Origin of the sequence: uncultured Brevundimonas sp., from assembly GCF_963975535.1 — a bacterium.
Lineage (GTDB): Bacteria > Pseudomonadota > Alphaproteobacteria > Caulobacterales > Caulobacteraceae > Brevundimonas.
Genome location: NZ_CAXBHE010000001.1, coordinates 454,294 through 469,802 on the forward strand (window position 1 = coordinate 454,294; position 15,509 = coordinate 469,802).

Annotated in this window: 14 protein-coding genes, 1 tRNA gene and 2 pseudogenes; 6 read left to right on the forward strand and 11 right to left on the reverse strand. The window is 68.0% G+C overall.

The genetic code is table 11. The features are described from left to right. Window positions 1–36: 36 nt before the first annotated feature. The 5 genes and pseudogenes from AACZ75_RS02185 to ychF all read left to right on the forward strand — a co-directional run bounded on the left by AACZ75_RS02185 (window position 37) and on the right by ychF (window position 4,508). A complete protein-coding gene (locus AACZ75_RS02185) occupies window positions 37–1,116 on the forward strand; it encodes a hypothetical protein (RefSeq protein WP_339870957.1) in 1,080 nt (359 codons plus the stop codon). Window positions 1,117–1,275: 159 nt separating this feature from the next. Continuing rightward, window positions 1,276–1,887 (forward strand): annotated as a pseudogene (locus tag AACZ75_RS02190) (50S ribosomal protein L25/general stress protein Ctc); the annotation flags it as partial. Between the two features lie 160 nt (window positions 1,888–2,047). Further along, window positions 2,048–2,665: an aminoacyl-tRNA hydrolase gene (gene pth / locus AACZ75_RS02195; protein ID WP_339870959.1), complete on the forward strand. Its 618-nt coding sequence runs from the start codon at window positions 2,048–2,050 to the stop codon at window positions 2,663–2,665. A 162-nt stretch (window positions 2,666–2,827) separates the two neighbouring features. Then, window positions 2,828–3,340 (forward strand): copper chaperone PCu(A)C, encoded by a 513-nt coding sequence (locus AACZ75_RS02200; protein ID WP_339870960.1) that lies wholly within the window; start codon window positions 2,828–2,830, stop codon window positions 3,338–3,340. 70 nt (window positions 3,341–3,410) lie between these two features. Beyond that, the gene (gene ychF, locus AACZ75_RS02205; protein WP_339870962.1) at window positions 3,411–4,508 is read left to right on the forward strand and encodes a redox-regulated ATPase YchF; all 1,098 of its coding nucleotides are present in this window, start codon (window positions 3,411–3,413) and stop codon (window positions 4,506–4,508) included. On the opposite strand, the gene AACZ75_RS02210 is transcribed toward ychF, so the two are convergent. From AACZ75_RS02210 to petA, 10 genes and pseudogenes are all read right to left on the reverse strand, one after another. Next, window positions 4,498–5,292, reverse strand: a complete 795-nt coding sequence (locus AACZ75_RS02210; RefSeq protein WP_339870964.1) for a hypothetical protein — start codon at window positions 5,290–5,292, stop codon at window positions 4,498–4,500. The genes ychF and AACZ75_RS02210 overlap by 11 nt on opposite strands. 41 nt (window positions 5,293–5,333) lie before the next feature. After that, a tRNA-Lys gene (locus tag AACZ75_RS02215) sits at window positions 5,334–5,410 on the reverse strand. A 212-nt stretch (window positions 5,411–5,622) separates the two neighbouring features. Further along, window positions 5,623–5,874 (reverse strand): annotated as a pseudogene (locus tag AACZ75_RS02220) (DUF1232 domain-containing protein); the annotation flags it as partial. A gap of 77 nt (window positions 5,875–5,951) precedes the next feature. Next, window positions 5,952–6,341: a RidA family protein gene (locus AACZ75_RS02225; RefSeq protein ID WP_339870966.1), complete on the reverse strand. Its 390-nt coding sequence runs from the start codon at window positions 6,339–6,341 to the stop codon at window positions 5,952–5,954. Further along, window positions 6,338–7,960 (reverse strand): M28 family peptidase, encoded by a 1,623-nt coding sequence (locus tag AACZ75_RS02230; RefSeq protein ID WP_339870967.1) that lies wholly within the window; start codon window positions 7,958–7,960, stop codon window positions 6,338–6,340. Before AACZ75_RS02230 ends, AACZ75_RS02225 begins: the two co-directional genes overlap by 4 nt. Before the next feature lie 96 nt (window positions 7,961–8,056). Beyond that, window positions 8,057–9,712, reverse strand: a complete 1,656-nt coding sequence (locus AACZ75_RS02235; RefSeq protein WP_339870968.1) for a M28 family metallopeptidase — start codon at window positions 9,710–9,712, stop codon at window positions 8,057–8,059. An 83-nt stretch (window positions 9,713–9,795) separates the two neighbouring features. Continuing rightward, on the reverse strand, window positions 9,796–10,389 hold the full coding sequence (locus tag AACZ75_RS02240; protein ID WP_339870970.1) for a DUF1579 domain-containing protein: 594 nt from the start codon (window positions 10,387–10,389) through the stop codon (window positions 9,796–9,798). A 125-nt stretch (window positions 10,390–10,514) separates the two neighbouring features. Further along, entirely contained in the window at window positions 10,515–11,387 is an 873-nt protein-coding gene (locus tag AACZ75_RS02245) for a cytochrome c1 (RefSeq protein ID WP_339870972.1), read from the reverse strand. 5 nt (window positions 11,388–11,392) lie between these two features. After that, window positions 11,393–12,697 (reverse strand): cytochrome b/b6, encoded by a 1,305-nt coding sequence (locus tag AACZ75_RS02250; RefSeq protein WP_339870973.1) that lies wholly within the window; start codon window positions 12,695–12,697, stop codon window positions 11,393–11,395. 11 nt (window positions 12,698–12,708) lie between these two features. Further along, the gene (gene petA / locus AACZ75_RS02255) at window positions 12,709–13,248 is read right to left on the reverse strand and encodes a ubiquinol-cytochrome c reductase iron-sulfur subunit (protein WP_339870975.1); all 540 of its coding nucleotides are present in this window, start codon (window positions 13,246–13,248) and stop codon (window positions 12,709–12,711) included. Between the two features lie 195 nt (window positions 13,249–13,443). On the opposite strand from petA, the gene AACZ75_RS02260 reads away from it, so the two are divergent. Continuing rightward, a complete protein-coding gene (locus tag AACZ75_RS02260) occupies window positions 13,444–13,893 on the forward strand; it encodes a tRNA (cytidine(34)-2'-O)-methyltransferase (protein ID WP_339870976.1) in 450 nt (149 codons plus the stop codon). 6 nt (window positions 13,894–13,899) lie between these two features. On the opposite strand, the gene AACZ75_RS02265 is transcribed toward AACZ75_RS02260, so the two are convergent. Next, window positions 13,900–15,168: a dipeptidase gene (locus AACZ75_RS02265; protein ID WP_339870977.1), complete on the reverse strand. Its 1,269-nt coding sequence runs from the start codon at window positions 15,166–15,168 to the stop codon at window positions 13,900–13,902. Window positions 15,169–15,509: the final 341 nt, after the last annotated feature.

The window sequence follows — 15,509 nt, forward strand, 5'->3', positions numbered from 1 at the left end:
CACCGGCGTTGCGCTTTTACGTGGGGTTTCATGCCTATGTTCCAGACCTCTGTACGTTCCGGTCTGTCGATCGCGGCCGTCGCCGCAACCGTCCTTCTTGCCAGCTGCGCCACGCCGGAGCCCGAGCCCGTCGCGCCGCCGCCGCCGCCGCCGCCCGCGGTGACCCTGAACGAGGGTGTGGCCGAGGCCGCCTCCATCTATGTGACCTTCATCCGCGAGGTCGGCTCGATCGAAGCCGGCTTCCCCAATGCGGAATCGATCCAGGCCGCCATCCGGCGCGGTGCCGCCTATGAGCCGGCCCAGCTGTCGCGCGGCATGATCGCCTACGGGTCGATCCTGGCGCTGCAGTCGCCCGAGTTCGTCGCCGGTGTCCGCACCTTCGCCGTCGACCCGGACCAGCGCCGGAGAATGGTCGAGCGGATCATCGCCAATCCCGCCTATGCCGCGACCCTGCCGGGTGCCGACAAGGCCGCCGGTCTGATCGTCGAGGTGATCGGCAAGGATTCCGCCGCCCTGATGACCATCGCCAATGCGGTCGAGGAGGACGCCTACACCATCCAGGGACGCAGCGATCCCCGCCGTCGCTGGGCCTCGACCCATATTACCAACCGCGAGGATCGACTGGAGGGGGCCAAGAGCCTGTCCGCCGTCCAGATGCTGCCGTCCGCCGAGGACGCCGCCCGCCTGTTCGCGGCCGCCAACTCGGGCACGGGCCTGTCGCTGACGGCCGCCGAGGCCGGACCGCCCTATACCCCGGCCGTGGTCAATTCGCTGGCCATCGCCGCCCTCGCCGCCCTCGGGGCCGGTGGCGACGACGCCCGGGCCAATACCGAAGCCCTGGTCGTCGAATCGAACAGCGAATTCTGCCTGAACATGTCGAAGCTGATGCTGTTCCAGTGCCTGGCGGCCTCGCGCCCCAGCTATGAGGACATCTTCTGTGTCGGCCGGCATATCATGCGCGATCTCGCGACCTGCACGGCCAGCAACGTCACGCCTGTGCCGCGTATAACCCCGGTCCCGGACACGGCTGTGGCCGGTGCCGGCGGGATTTCCTCCCCGGTCGCGGCGGGGGCCGCGGCCGCGTCGATCAGCGCGCTCCAGTCCGCGTCCCGCTAGGACTTCATCGCCACGCGCCGCCCGTATGCGATCCCGTCGCGTACGAGCGGTTGCGTAGCAGCCCATGAGCGTGTAATGACCCGCGCTCTTGAATTCGAGGGTCCAAGACCCCGCCGCGCGGGCCTGCCCAGCGGCGTTTGTGTTATTGAGGCGAGCCAGATGGCCGAGATCATCCTGAACGTCGACGTCCGTGCTGGCGTTGGCACCGGTGGCGCCCGCGCCGTGCGTCGTACGGGCGCTGTGCCGGGAATCCTGTACGGCGGCGACAAGGCCCCCGTATCCATTTCGGTGAACGAGAAGGACTTCCGCAAGTCCCTCTACACCGGCAAGCTGCTGGGCCACCTCGTCACGCTGAAGTACGGCGACGAGAGCCAGTCGGTCATCGCCAAGGCGGTGCAGTTCGATCCGGTCTCGGATCGTCCCCTGCATTTCGACCTGATGCGCGTCGACATGAAGCAGATCATCAAGATCGAAGTGCCGGTGCATTTCATCAACCAGGACAAGTGCGAAGCCTTCCGTCAGGGCGGTTCGCTGGAAATCGTCCGTCACACGGTCGAGGTCTCTGTCCGCGCCGACCACATTCCGGAAGACCTGACGGTCGACCTGGCCAACCACAAGCTGGGCGATTCGATCCGGATCTCGGACATCAAACTGCCCAAGGGCGTCGAGCCCTCGATCTCCGATCGTGACTTCATGATCGCCGCGATCAAGGTCTCCTCGGCCGCCATGTCCGAAGCCGCTGACCAGGCCGCCGATGAAGCCGCCGAGGCCGAAGCCGAATCCGTCGAGGTTCCGGCCACCGCCCAGGGCGACGACGTCGAGGCCGCTGGCGAAGGCGACAAGTCGGAAGACTGATCGTCCCGCGATTGACTGTTCTGGAGCGGCCCATTCCCTTGCTGGAATGGGCCGTTTCCATTTCCGGAGCTGAGCGATGATCATCCTGGCCGGGCTCGGCAATCCGGGCCCCCGATACCAGAACAACCGCCACAACATCGGCTTCATGGCCGTCGACGCGATCGCCCGGCGCTGGAAGTTCGGGCCCGAGCGGGCCAAATTCCAGTCCGTGATCAGCGAGGGCGAGATCGACACCCCCGCCGGTGCGGTCCGGGCCCTGCTGATGAAGCCCCAGACCTATATGAACGAGAGCGGTCGCGCCGTCGGCGAGGCCGCGCGTTTCTACAAGATTCCGCCGTCGCAGATCATCGTCTTCCACGACGAGATCGACCTGGCACCCGGCCGTTTCCGCATGAAGACCGGCGGCGGCGCGGCCGGCCAGAACGGCGTCCGCTCCCTGATCAGCCACCTGGGGGCCGATTTCCGCCGCGCCCGCCTGGGCATCGGCCATCCCGGCGAGAGCCACCTGGTCATGCCCCATGTGCTGGGCGATTTTCACAAGGCCGAGCAGCCGTGGCTCGAGGCCCTGCTGAACGCCGTGGCCGACGCCCTGCCCTTCGCCGCCGCCGGCGACGACGAACGCTATCAGGGCGAGGTCATGCGTCTGGCCCCCGCACCGAAATTCAGTCCGCGTCAGGCCGCCCGCGACGTCTGATCCAACCACCGGGCGCGACAAGAAAACACCCGTCGGGGCATCGTCCTTATCACCGCCATCGTCTAGGTTCAGGGTGAGTTGAAATTGATGTCCGACGCCCGGCACTTGCGCGGGGTCCGGATCGCAGGTCGGCCCCTTCGAGGGCCGATATGGAGTATTGTCATGATGCGTCTTCTGATTGCCGCCCTGGCCCTGACCGGCCTCGCCGCCTGCCAGCCGGGCGAACCTGTCGCCACCAAGACCACCGTCGACACCGACGGCACCAGGAATGTCATCACGGCCACCGCCGCCTGGTGCCGGCCGACACCGAACGGGGCCCAGGCCGGGGCCTGCTACCTGACCCTGCGGTCCTCGGCCGGGGATCGCCTGACCGGTGTGGCCACCCCCGTCTCCACGGCGACCCAGATCCACACCATGACGCTGGAAGACGACGTCATGCGGATGAGCGAGATGGCTGAAGGCCTGCCCCTGCCCGCGGAACAGCCGGTGACCCTGGCCCCCGGCGGCGTGCATCTGATGCTGGTCGGCCTGACGGCGCCGCTGGTCGCCGGCCAGACCGTGCCCCTGACCCTCGGCTTCGAGAAGTCACCGGCCATGACCGTCCAGGCCGAGGTGCGGTCGCCGGAACCCGTCGCTCCGGCGAAGACCCCCGCTCCCGCCAAAAAGTCTCCCTGACCCTCGCTGCAAGCGCGAACCTGACAAACGGACCGCGACCGGCTAAAGGCTCGCGCTCACGAGGAATACCATGGCTCTTAAAGTCGCGATCGTCGGACTGCCCAATGTCGGCAAGTCCACCCTGTTCAACGCCCTGACCAAGACGGCGGCGGCCCAGGCGGCCAACTATCCGTTCTGCACCATCGAGCCGAACACCGGTGACGTGGCGGTCCCGGAGCCGCGCCTGCAGGCCCTGGCCGACATCGCCGGCTCGAAGGAGATCATTCCCTCGCGCATCACCTTCGTCGACATCGCCGGCCTCGTCCGCGGTGCGTCCAAGGGCGAGGGTCTGGGCAACCAGTTCCTGGCCAATATCCGCGACTGCGACGCCGTGGCCTTCGTCGCCCGCTGCTTCATCGATGATGACGTTACCCACGTCGAGGATCGCATCGATCCGGTCAGCGATCTCGAGATCATCGAGACCGAGCTGATGCTGGCCGATCTCGAAAGCCTCGAGAAGCGGGTCGGCAACGTCGAGAAGAAGGCCAAGGGCGGCGACAAGGAGGCCCAGACCACCCTGCGCCTGATCAACCTCGCCCTCGAACCCCTGCGCGCCGGCAAGCCCGCCCGCGTGGTCAAGGTCGACAAGGAGGACGAGAAGGCCTGGCACATGCTGCAGCTGCTGACCTCCCTGCCCGCCCTCTATGTCTCCAACGTCGACGAGGCCTCGGCCGACAAGGGCAATGAACTGTCCGACCTGGTCGCCAGACGCGCCGCCGAGGACAATGCCAATTCCGTCGTCATCTCGGCCAAGATCGATTCCGAACTGGCCGTGCTCGACGAGGCCGAGCAGAAGGAATTCCTCGAAGGCCTCGGCCTGGCCGAGCCGGGCCTGAACCGCCTGATCCGCGAGGCCTACAGCCTGCTGGGCCTGCAGTCCTACTTCACGGTCGGACCCAAGGAGGCCCGCGCCTGGACCATCCCGGTCGGGGCCACCGCCCCCCAGGCCGCCGGCGTCATCCATACGGATTTCGAAAAGGGCTTCATCCGCGCCGAAACCATCGCCTACGACGACTTCGTCTCCCTGAAGGGCGAGGCGAAAGCCCGCGAGGCCGGCAAGCTGCGCGCCGAGGGCAAGACCTATGTGGTCAAGGACGGCGACGTGCTGAACTTCCTGTTCAGCGGCTGACGGTATCGGGGCGCGTCGTGATCCCGGACGCCGCGAAGGCGGCGACCCGGGACGCCGGCACAACGACAGGCGCAACCAGCGCCAGCTGTCCCTGGATGAAGACCACCGCCAGGATGGCGACCGCTTCCGCCAATTCCTCGAAGACCTCGTGCTGCAGCAGGGTGCCGGCGGATACCAGCAGGGCAATCCTCACAAGGGAGGCCTGGCTGAAGGGGGCGTGCCGGAACACCGGTGCCAGCCGGCGGGGACGCAGCGTCAGCACGCCGGCCAGAACAATAAAGCCCCATCCCACCACGGCGTAGGCGATGTCATAGAGCCGGGGCGAGACGAAATTGTGCAGGTTCGTCTCGGCCTGAAGGTTCTGTGTGGCAAAGGCACCGGTCGCGGACCACTGGAACAGATGCTGGCCCCAGCTGGCCTCCTCGCCAAAGGCCAGGACCCCGAAACCAGCCACGACGCCCCAGAAGGCCGCTTTCACGGTCGTGTCCGAGCGCAATACCTCGCGGGCCGCCAGCAGGGCGATGGCGATCAGGCCGACAGCGGTGACCGTTTCGACCACGCCGCCGTCATAGGTTTCGGCCCCGAACAGCCAGGGCGCGGACTGTCCCGTGTGCCACAGATAGAGGCTGGCCGGCACGAGACCCGCCCAGGTCACGAACAGCACAGCCAGTCCTGCGCGCGACAGGGCCTTTTGCTTCAGACGCCAGGCATCCTGACCGACCAGCCACTTTCGGATACAGATCGCGATGCCCGCGAAAACGGCGAGCAGCGTACTCAGATTCATCCAGGACAAGGCAATCTCCCGCCACGACATCAAAGCGGCGGTGGAGGGCGTTCGTGGATTCGAACCACGGACCTGCGGGTTAAGAAGCCGCCGCTCTGCGCGACTGAGCTAAACGCCCCATACCTTGCCGTCCCGGAATGACCCGGACGGTTCCAGGCGCTGCACGGACCGTGCCGTGACCCGTCCCCCGACGGTCCTGAACCATCGCCCCTGCCGCCAGCGCTCCGGCTAGCCGAACCGCCGCCAGAGCCACGCGGCCAGCCACAGACCGCCGAGCAGCCATGAACCGACGATGAGGATGGCGACGACACGCCCCCTGGGTCGCGCGACTGACGCTGCCCGGGCGCGAAACCCGTCCATCAGGGCTGACGGAATCAGCCGGATCGCAAGGGCGATCCCCAGCGGCACGATCACGATGTCATCGAGATAGCCGAGCACCGGAATGAAATCGGGAATGAAATCGATGGGGCTCAACGCATAGGCGGCAACCATCGCGGCCACGGCTTTCGCAGCGAAGGGCGTCAGCGGGCTTCTCGCGGCGATCCAGAGCGCGACGACGTCACGCCTGAGCCGCCCGGCCCATGATGTCATTCGCTCCAGCATGGTCCGCTTCTGGCCGTGTGACGGCCCCTCCGCAACGCGGCAAAGGCGGTCCTGCCTCAGGCCGCCGCGACCGCCTCGATCTCGACCATCCAGCCGGCCTCGAACAGGCCGGTGATAATCACCGTCAGGGCCGGCTGGCGGCCGTCCAGCCAGTGCAGCCGCGCCTCGCGGTTCTCCAGCGCATGGTCCCGGTCGGCCAGGAAGGTCGTGACCTTGACCAGGTTGTCCATGGTCATGCCCGCGGCCGTCAGCTGGGTCTCGACATTGGCCCAGACCTGGTCGCACTGGCCGCGGAAATCCGCTGCCAGCGTGCCGTCCGGCGCGACCGGGATCTGGCCGGACAGGAACAGCCAGCGGGTCGCTCCGGTCACCTCCAGCGCCTGCGGATACGCGCCCTCGACCGGCGGCGAGCCGTCACCGGTCAGGGGGCGCAGGTTGGCCGTCACTGGCGGGCCGCGTCGCTTTCCGCGCGAATGGCCCCGAACTCGGAGTCGGGCTTCCAGCCCGGCCAGTCGCGGCTGTTGGCGAGGTCCAGACCCAGATGGTACATCAGGGTCAGGTTCTCGACCGCCGAGGTCAGGTCCCAGTCCGCCGACCACTCGTCCGACGGCCTGTGATAAACCGCCCCGAACCGGGCCTTCCACGCGGCCTCGCCGGCCTCACGGCCGCCGTCGACCCAGTCCCAGCCGTGCCAGGGCATGATCGCCGGCACGCCCATGCGGGCGAAGGGGAAGTGGTCCGAGCGGTAATAGAAGCCCTGCTCCGGCATGTTGTCGTCCGAGACATAGCGACCGTTCGCCGCCGCCAGCAGCTCCAGCCGGTCCTCGAGATCGTTCTGCCCCTTGCCGAAGATCGGCACGTCGCGGGTCGATCCCGACAGCGGCAGCATGTCGATATTGATATCGGCCACCGTCGTCGCCAGTGGCCAGACCGGGTCAGCGGCATAGGCATAGGCCCCCAGCAAACCCATCTCCTCGGCCGCCATATGGGCGAACACAATCGAGCGTTTCGGCCGTGGCGCGGCGCTCAGCTGGCGTGCCATCTCCAGTACGCCGATCGTGCCCGAGGCGTTGTCCCAGGCCCCGTTCCAGATGTTGTCGCCGGTCACACCCGGATGCTGCCCGGCCCCGCCGATATGATCCCAGTGGGCGGAATAGATGATGGTCTGGTCCGGGTGCTCGATCCCGGGAATGCGCGCCAGCAGGTTGTGGGTCACCAGGGTCCTGACGGTCTCGGTCACATCGAGCGACAGGGTCACGCCGCGCAGCGGCACGGCCTTGAAGGTCCCGCCGGCGATGTCGGCGACCTGACCGATGTCCATGCCGCCCGCCGCCGCCCAGGCCTCTGCCGTGTCGTGCGGCACGGAACCGGAAAACTCCAGATCGGCGGCACCGGGCGTCAGGGTGCGGGTGCGCGCCGCGCCGCGGACCAGACGCTGCCAGGCGGTCGATGTCGCGGGCTGGCGCACCAGGGTGAGGATGCCGAGCGCACCCCGGCGGAAGGCCTCATCGGCCTTGTACTCATCGGACTCATAGTGGGTCGCATAGGCCCCGTTGAAGCGCGCGCCGTCGGGCTCGCCGGCGACAACGACGACGACCTTGCCGCGCACGTCCACGTCGCCGTAATCGTCCCACTGGCGCTCGGGCGCGACGATGCCATGACCGGCGAACACCAGACCCGCATCGCGGATCGTGGCCCGGCCGTCATTGGTGTCCGCGCGCAGCACGATGTCGGTGCCCGGTGCCAGCACCCGGGTCCGGCCGTCCGGGCCGGTCCAGCTGGCCGTCGCCCCGGCGACGGGCGTGTAGCGCTTCAGCTCGATGTGCTGCAGCCAGTTCCCGTCGGGACCCCCGGGCTCCAGGCCCATCGCCTCGTACTGGGCCTGCAGCCAGTCCAGCACCATTCGCTCGCCCTCGGTGCCGGGATAGCGGCCCTGGTAGGCGTCGGCACTGATGGTCCGGATTCCTTCGCTGAGGCGGGCGGCGGAAAAGTCCTGGGCCAGTCCGGGACCGGCCGCAACCAGCAAGGCGACGGCGGCGACGCCCCCCAACATCCGACGAAACATGCAGAACTCCATCCCCGGGGCCACCTCGGCCCGGGCCAAACTAACGGCTGCCTCTAGAGACTGCCCGTTAAGTTTTGGTCACCCGCGATAACGGCCTCAGCGACGGGCGGACGCGCTGGGCGCGCGCGCCGGTCCGAACTCCGACCCCGGCTTCCATGCGGGCCAGTCCCGGCTGTTGGCCAGGGTCCGACCGGCCCGGTACAGGACCTCCAGATCCTCGATCTGACCGCGCAGGTCCCAGTCCGGCGACCATTCGTCGTCGGCCTGGTGATAGCGGCGCGACCCATATTCATCGCGGGCCGCGATGCGGGCCTCGAACGGCGCGTCCCGGAAGGCACCACTGCCGTGCGAATAGGCCATCGGCACGCCGCGCTTGGCCAGCGGGAAGTGATCCGAACGGAAATAGGAGCCGGCGGCGGGATTGGTGTCCGGTGCGACCGTTCGTCCCTGGGCCACGGCCAGCGCGCCCAGCCGCTCGTCCAGATCCGACTGGCCGTAGCCGACGATACCCAGCTCGCTCACGCGACCGTAGACATTCATCGCGTCCATGTTGAAGCCGGCCACCGTCGTCGCCAGCGGATAGACCGGATTGGCCGCATAGAATTCCGAGCCCAGCAGACCGCTCTCCTCGGCGGTGAAGCTGATCATCACGATCGACCGTTGCGGCCGCGGTCCCGCGCCCCACAGCCGGGCCATTTCCAGCAGGCCGGCGGTGCCGGTGGCGTTGTCGACGGCCCCGTTGAAGATGGCGTCACCGTTGGCGTCGGGCGTGCCCACGCCGATATGGTCCCAGTGGCCGGTGTACAGGATGGTCTCATCCGGATGGGTCGTGCCCGGCAGCCGGGCGATGACGTTCTGGGTCGTGACCCGGCTGGTGGCCACGTCGAAGCTGCCGTTGAACCGGGCCCCGGCCAGTTCGACCGGCTGGAAGTCCCGGCGGCGGGCCTGGGCCTTCAGGGCTTCAAAATCCAGACCGGCCCGGCGGAACAGGTCCACGGCCACATCGCGCTGGATCCAGGCCTCCATCCCCGTGCGTTCCGCCGCCGCATTGGCGCGGACGATGTCGAACTGCGGGCCCGACCAGCTGTTCTGCACCGTGGTCCAGCCATAGGAGGCCGGGGCCGTCTCGTGCACGATGATGATCCCGGCGGCCCCCTGGCGGGCGGCCTCCTCGTACTTGTAGGTCCAGCGCCCGTAATAGGTCATGGCCCGGCCGTTGAAGGTGTTCAGCGCCGGCTCCTCGAAGTCGGCGTCATTGACCAGGGCGACGATGACCTTGCCGCGCACGTCCATGCCCTTGAAGTCGTCCCAGTCGCGCTCGGGGGCCGTGATGCCGTAGCCGACGAACACCAGCGGCGCGTCGGTGATGGCGACATGGTCGCCCGGCAGCCGGGTCGAGATGGTGATCTGCTGGCCCTGGTTCAGAGCGATGGTCTCGCCGCCGACCCTGATGTCCGCCGCGATGTTCGAGGCGGTGAAGCGGTTCAGCGACACATCCTGGGTCCAGCCCCCGTTCGTTCCGCCCGGCGCGAAGCCCGCCGCCGCATACTGTTCGCTCAGATAGCGGACCACCTTGGCCTCGGCCGGGGTGGCGATCCCCCGCCCCTCGAAGCTGTCGTCGGCCAGCACCCGTACATGCTCCGACAGGCGGGCGGCATCAAAGGTGGCGGGCGCTTCGGGAGCGGCCACGGTGGCGCAGGCGGCCAGCAGGCCCCCCGCGGCGAGAACGGCGACGGACGTAGCGAGACGCATGAACGGTAACTCTCAGCCGGTGAACACAGGCGCAGACCCTAGGGCACCGGTGGAGGGCTGTCGATGCGACCGCTCGCCCGGGATCAGTGGCCGGGATCGACCGCCCCGCCCGCCGGCCAGTCACTGTCGCCCAGACGGGTCAGGGTCATCTCGAGGATCTGGCGCGGCGGCTGGCCCTCGACGATGTAGTGACCGACCTCGTGCCAGCGCCCGTCCTGCACCACCGCGACATAGCGCACCTTGGCCCCGGGGCCTGCCTGGACCTCCCAGCGGAAGCCGTCGGCCGTGGCCTCGAACGGGAAGTCGCCCGAACGGCCGTTGGCCCAGGAATGGAAGGCATAACGCCCGGCCGTCTCGTCCCAGGAGATCACCGCCATGGCGTTGAAGCTGGTGGTGCCGTCGGCATTGTAGCCCCGCCCCTCGATCACCTTGATCGATCCCCCCAGCAGCGAGCCGACCCGCTCGGTCTGGATGAACGTCATCTGCCCGCCGGGCCCGGCCATCCTGGCCTCCCCGCGCCAGGTCCCGTCCAGCCGGTCCAGGGCGGCGATCGCCTGGCGCTGGGCCGCCGATCCGGCCGCCTCGGGGGCCGCCTGGGCCAGCGCCGGCTGCGGCACGGACAGCGGCGCGACCAGCAGGGCAGCCGCCACCACGGCCATACGCATGCGAAGCAACATGATCCCTCTCCTTCTGTTTGCACTTTGCATTATAAAGCGAACGGGCAAATCAGCAAGCGGACGCGAAAAACCCGCCGGCGCGAACGCCGGCGGGTCCTGTCGGTCGGGATCGGAGCGGCCGCCGCCTAGTGGGCGACGCCCTTCCAGATCCTGCGATAGCTGAGATAGGTCAGGCCGGCGAACAGGAACAGGAAGATCATCACGCCGAAACCGGCCTGCTTCCGCTCGGTCGCCCGCGGGTCCGAGGCCCAGGCGATGAAGGCCGCCACGTCCTTGGAGTACTGGTCCACGGTCTCCGGCGACCCGTCGTCATAGGTCACCTGTCCCGCTGCCAGCGGGGCCGCCATGGCGATGAAACCGCCCACCGGCGCATGGCCCGGTCCGGTCCAGAACGGGGTCATGTCGCCCGCCATATAGGGGTTGTAGTTCTGACCCGGGCGGACCTGCAGCCCGGCCGGAGCCGGTTGATAGCCCGACAGCAGCGAATAGATGTAGTTGGCCCCGTCGTGACGGGCCTTGGCCATCACCGACAGGTCCGGCGGAGCCGCGCCGCCGTTGCCCGCGGCCGCGGCCGTGGCGTTCGGATAGGGCGACGGGAACCGGTCGGCCGGCGTGGCGTCGCGCATGATCGCCTCGCCGGTCTCGGTGTCGATGTCCGGCACCTGCAGCTCGGCCGCCAGCGCCTTGACGTAGCGGTTCTCGGCCGGGCTGGCCGCATGCGGATCATAGAACGGACCGCCGGCCTCACCCAGATTGCGGAAATGCATCAGGTTCATGCTGTGGCAGGCCGAGCAGACCTCGCGATAGACCTTGTAGCCGCGCTGCAGCTGGCCCTGGTCGAAGGTGCCGAACGGCCCCTCGAAGCTGAACCCGCCCGAACGCGGATGCTGGGCCCCGCCGGCCGCGAGGGCCGGGGCGGCGGCCAGCAGGCCGGCAGCGGCGACGAGGGTGACCAGGGTCTTGCGCATGGTGAGGGCGTTCTTCTTGAGGATCATCATCGCGCTCAGCCTTTCTGTCCGGCGTCGGACACCGGCGGCAGCACCGGCTCCGAGATCGACAGCGGGATCGACAGCGGCGTCTCCTTCAGGCCCACCAGCGGCATGATGATCAGGAAGAAGGCGAAATAGTAGGCGGTGAGCAGGCGGGCCAGCCACAGGAAGCTGTTCAGCTGACCGTCGAACAGGGTGAAGCTGGGCATGCCCGGCACCACCTCGGCGTCCGGCAGCTTGCCGCCGCACCAGCCCAGCAGGACCCCGACCACCAGGAAGATCAGGAAGAAGACCTTCATGGTCGGCCGGTAGCGCATCGAGCGCACCTTGGACGTATCCAGCCACGGCAGGATGAACAGCACGCCGATCGCGCCGAACATCGCCACCACGCCGCCGAACTTGTCCGGGATCGCCCGCAGGATCGCGTAGAACGGCAGCATGTACCACTCCGGCACGATGTGTGACGGGGTCTGCAGGGCATTGGCCGGAATGTAGTTGTCGGCGTGACCCAGGGCGTTCGGCATGAAGAAGACGAACAGGGCGAACAGCATCAGGAACAGGATGATGGCAAAGCCGTCCTTGACCGTGAAATACGGGTGGAACGGCAGGGTGTCCTTGGCCTGGCGATCCTTGGGGATCAGGATCCCGACCGGATTGTTCTGACCGGCCACGTGCAGGGCCCACAGGTGCAGCACGACCACGCCGGCGATCACGAACGGCAGCAGATAGTGCAGCGAGAAGAAGCGGTTCAGCGTGGCGTTGTCGATGGCCGGACCACCGCGCAGCCAGATCAGCACCGGCTCACCGATGAGCGGGATGGCCCCGATCAGATTGGTGATGACCTCGGCCCCCCAGAACGACATCTGGCCCCACGGCAGGACGTAACCGAGGAAGGCGGTGGCGATCATCAGGAAGAAGATCACGCAGCCCAGGATCCAGATCATCTCGCGCGGGGCCTTGTACGACCCGTAATAGAGCCCGCGCAGCATGTGCAGATAGACCGCGATGAAGAACATCGAGGCCCCGTTGGCGTGGACGGAGCGAATGAGCCAGCCCCCGTTGACGTCCCGCATGATCCGCTCGACCGAGGCGAAGGCCAGGTCGACGTTCGGCACATAGTGCATGGCCAGAACGATGCCGGTGGCGATCTGGATCACCAGGCACAGGGCCAGGATGCCGCCGAAGGTCCACCAGTAATTCAGGTTCCTGGGGGTCGGCAGCGACATGTAGTCGGCACCGAAGCGGATGATCGGCAGACGGGTGTCGAGCCATTTCTCGACGCCGGTCTTGGGGACGTAGGTGGATTCGTGGTCGCTCATTGGGCTCGCCCTCAGCCGATCTTGATGCGGGTGTCGGAGAGGTAGGCGTACTCCGGCACGACAAGGTTCGTGGGGGCCGGTCCCTTACGGATCCGGCCGGAGGTGTCATAGGAGGAGCCGTGGCACGGGCAGAACCAGCCACCGAAATCACCGGCCCCGAAGGTCGGGATACAGCCCAGGTGCGTGCAGGAGCCGATCAGGACCAGATACTGGCTGTGACCTTCCTTGACCCGCGCCGCATCCGGTTCCGGATCCTTCAGATCCGACAGCGGCGTCGCGGCCGCTTCCTGGATTTCCTTGGGCGTGCGGTAACGCACGAACACGGGCTTGCCCTGCCATTTGATGACGACCTGCTGGCCTTCCTGGACCTTGGACACATCGAATTCGATGGACGCCAGGGCCAGGGTGTCGGCAGCCGGGTTCATGGTGTTGATCAGCGGCCAGGCCACCATCACACCTGCGCCGACGGCAGCGGCGCCGGCAGCGATATGGATAAAATCGCGACGGGTGGCTTCGCCCTCGCCGTCGGTGGTCACGACCGATTCGGTCACGTCTTACTCCTCGAACGCCACGCCCGTGCCCGATGGGGACGCCGTTGCCGCAGCACGAAAACCTTAGCCCGTCCCCACTGGACAGTGTGCGACCCGCGTTTGCGGCGCATCGCCGCAAGCTGCTCACGCCTCCTGAGAAACGGTCGCATTTCGAGTCGCGACAAGTCCCGGAGGCGCGCGTATGAGGGCCTTAGAATGCGTCTCGCCCTTTTTCAACCAGCCATTCCTCAGAACGTCGGGGCCTGCATCCGCCTCGGGGCCTGTTTCGGCGTCGAATTGCACGTGATCGAGCCCGTCGGATTCACCTTCGACGACCGGGCGATGAAGCGCGCGGCCCTTGATTACGGCCCGCTCGGCCACATGATCCGGCACAGCGGCTGGGATCGCTTCCAGGCCGACCGGGGTCCGGGGCGGCTGGTGCTGTTCACCACCCGCGGCGCGACGCCGCTGCATGATTTCCGCTTCGAGCCCGACGACACCCTGCTGTTCGGCAGCGAGACCTCGGGCGTGCCCGAACCGGTGCACGCCGCCGCCGACGCCCGCGTGGTGATCCCGCTGCGGCCCGAAGCCCGCTCGCTGAACCTGTCGGTCAGCGCCGGCATCGGCCTGTTCGAGGGATTGCGACAGACGGACGGTCTGGGCTGAAGACCGCTATTCGGGTGCGCCGTCCGTCTGGAGGACGGCCAGGCCCGGCCGCTCGCCCCGCCGGCTCGCCGCCACCGCCTCGACCGCCCGCATCACCCGCAGGATGTTCTCTCCGGCCAGCTTGCGGATGTCCGCCTCGGTCCAGCCGTTGGCCATCAGGGCGGCGAGAATGCGCGGATAGGCGTCGACCCCGTCGATCCCGTCCGGCAGGGCGCTGACGCCGTCGAAATCGCCGCCCAGGCCGACATGGTCGATCCCGGCCACGTCGCGCACATGCTGGATGTGGGCGACCACGTCGGCGAGGGTCGCGCGCGGCACGGGATTGGCCGTCGTCCAGGCGGTCAGGCCGTCGCTGACCGCCGTCGGCGATCCCGGGTTCAGCGACCCCAGCCGCGCCGCCTCAGCCGACCGTGCCGCGCCCCACGTCCGTACCGCCTCGCTGACGAAGCCCGGCACGAAGGTCACCATCACCACCCCGCCGTCCTCCGGCAGCATCCGCAGCACGCTGTCCGGCACATTGCGGGCATGGCCGGTCACCGCCCGTGCCGAGGAATGGGAAAAGATCACCGGCGCATCCGACACCCGCATGGCGTCCATCATCGTCTCTTCCGAGACATGGCTCAGGTCGACCATCATCCCCAGCCGGTTCATCTCGCGCACCACGGCCTCGCCGAACGGATTCAGCCCGCCCCAGCTCGGCGCGTCGGTGGCGCTGTCGGCCCAGCTGGTGGTGCGCGAATGGGTCAGGGTGATGTAGCGCGCGCCGGAGTCGAAAAATTCGCGCAGCAGGCCCAGCGAATCGTCGATCGAATAACCGCCCTCCATGCCGATCAGGCTGGCGATCCGGCCGCGCCGCTGGATGCGCCGGACGTCATCGGCGGTGGTCGCCAGCTCGAACACGTCCGGATGGGCGGCGACGAGGCGCTTGACCGTGTCGATCTGTTCGAAGGTCGCCACGGCGGCATCGGCCGGACTCAGCGACGCCGGCACATAGACCGACCAGAACTGACCGCCCACGCCCCCGGCGCGCAGGCGCGGGATGTCGGTATGCAGGGTGGTCGAGGCGTCGAGATTGCTGCCCAGGTCCACCGCATGGGGGTCGTTGCCGAAACCCTCGCGCAACGCCCACGGCAGGTCGTTGTGGCCGTCGATCACCGGCGTGGTGCGCAGGATCCTCAGCACCCGCGCCTCCCCCGCCGCATCGGCGCTCTGGGCCAGGGCCGGGCCGGCCAGAACAGACAGGGCAACAGCGGCAAGCAGGGCGGTGCGGATCATGGGACTCTCCTCGGCAACGACGCGCGACGGTGGCACAGGACCGGCCTGCGGCATAGGGAGCGCCTTCCGCTCTCTGCTGTCGTCATCCCGGGGGCGCGTCAGCGAACCCCGGGACCCAGCGGCGCGCGAAGCGCGATCTGTTCAGACACGGTTTCGAGCCCCTCTCCCGTGCGGAGAGGGGTTGGGGAGAGGGGGTTCGGTGTCACCCCGGTCGCACCGTGACCCCTCACCCTGCGCACTGGAATGCGCTCAATACGCTGTCGTCATCCTCCGGCAAGCCGCGCCTGCGCGGCGCAGACCGGGGGGCCCAGCGGCGCGGTCGCGCCAGCGATCGCGAAACC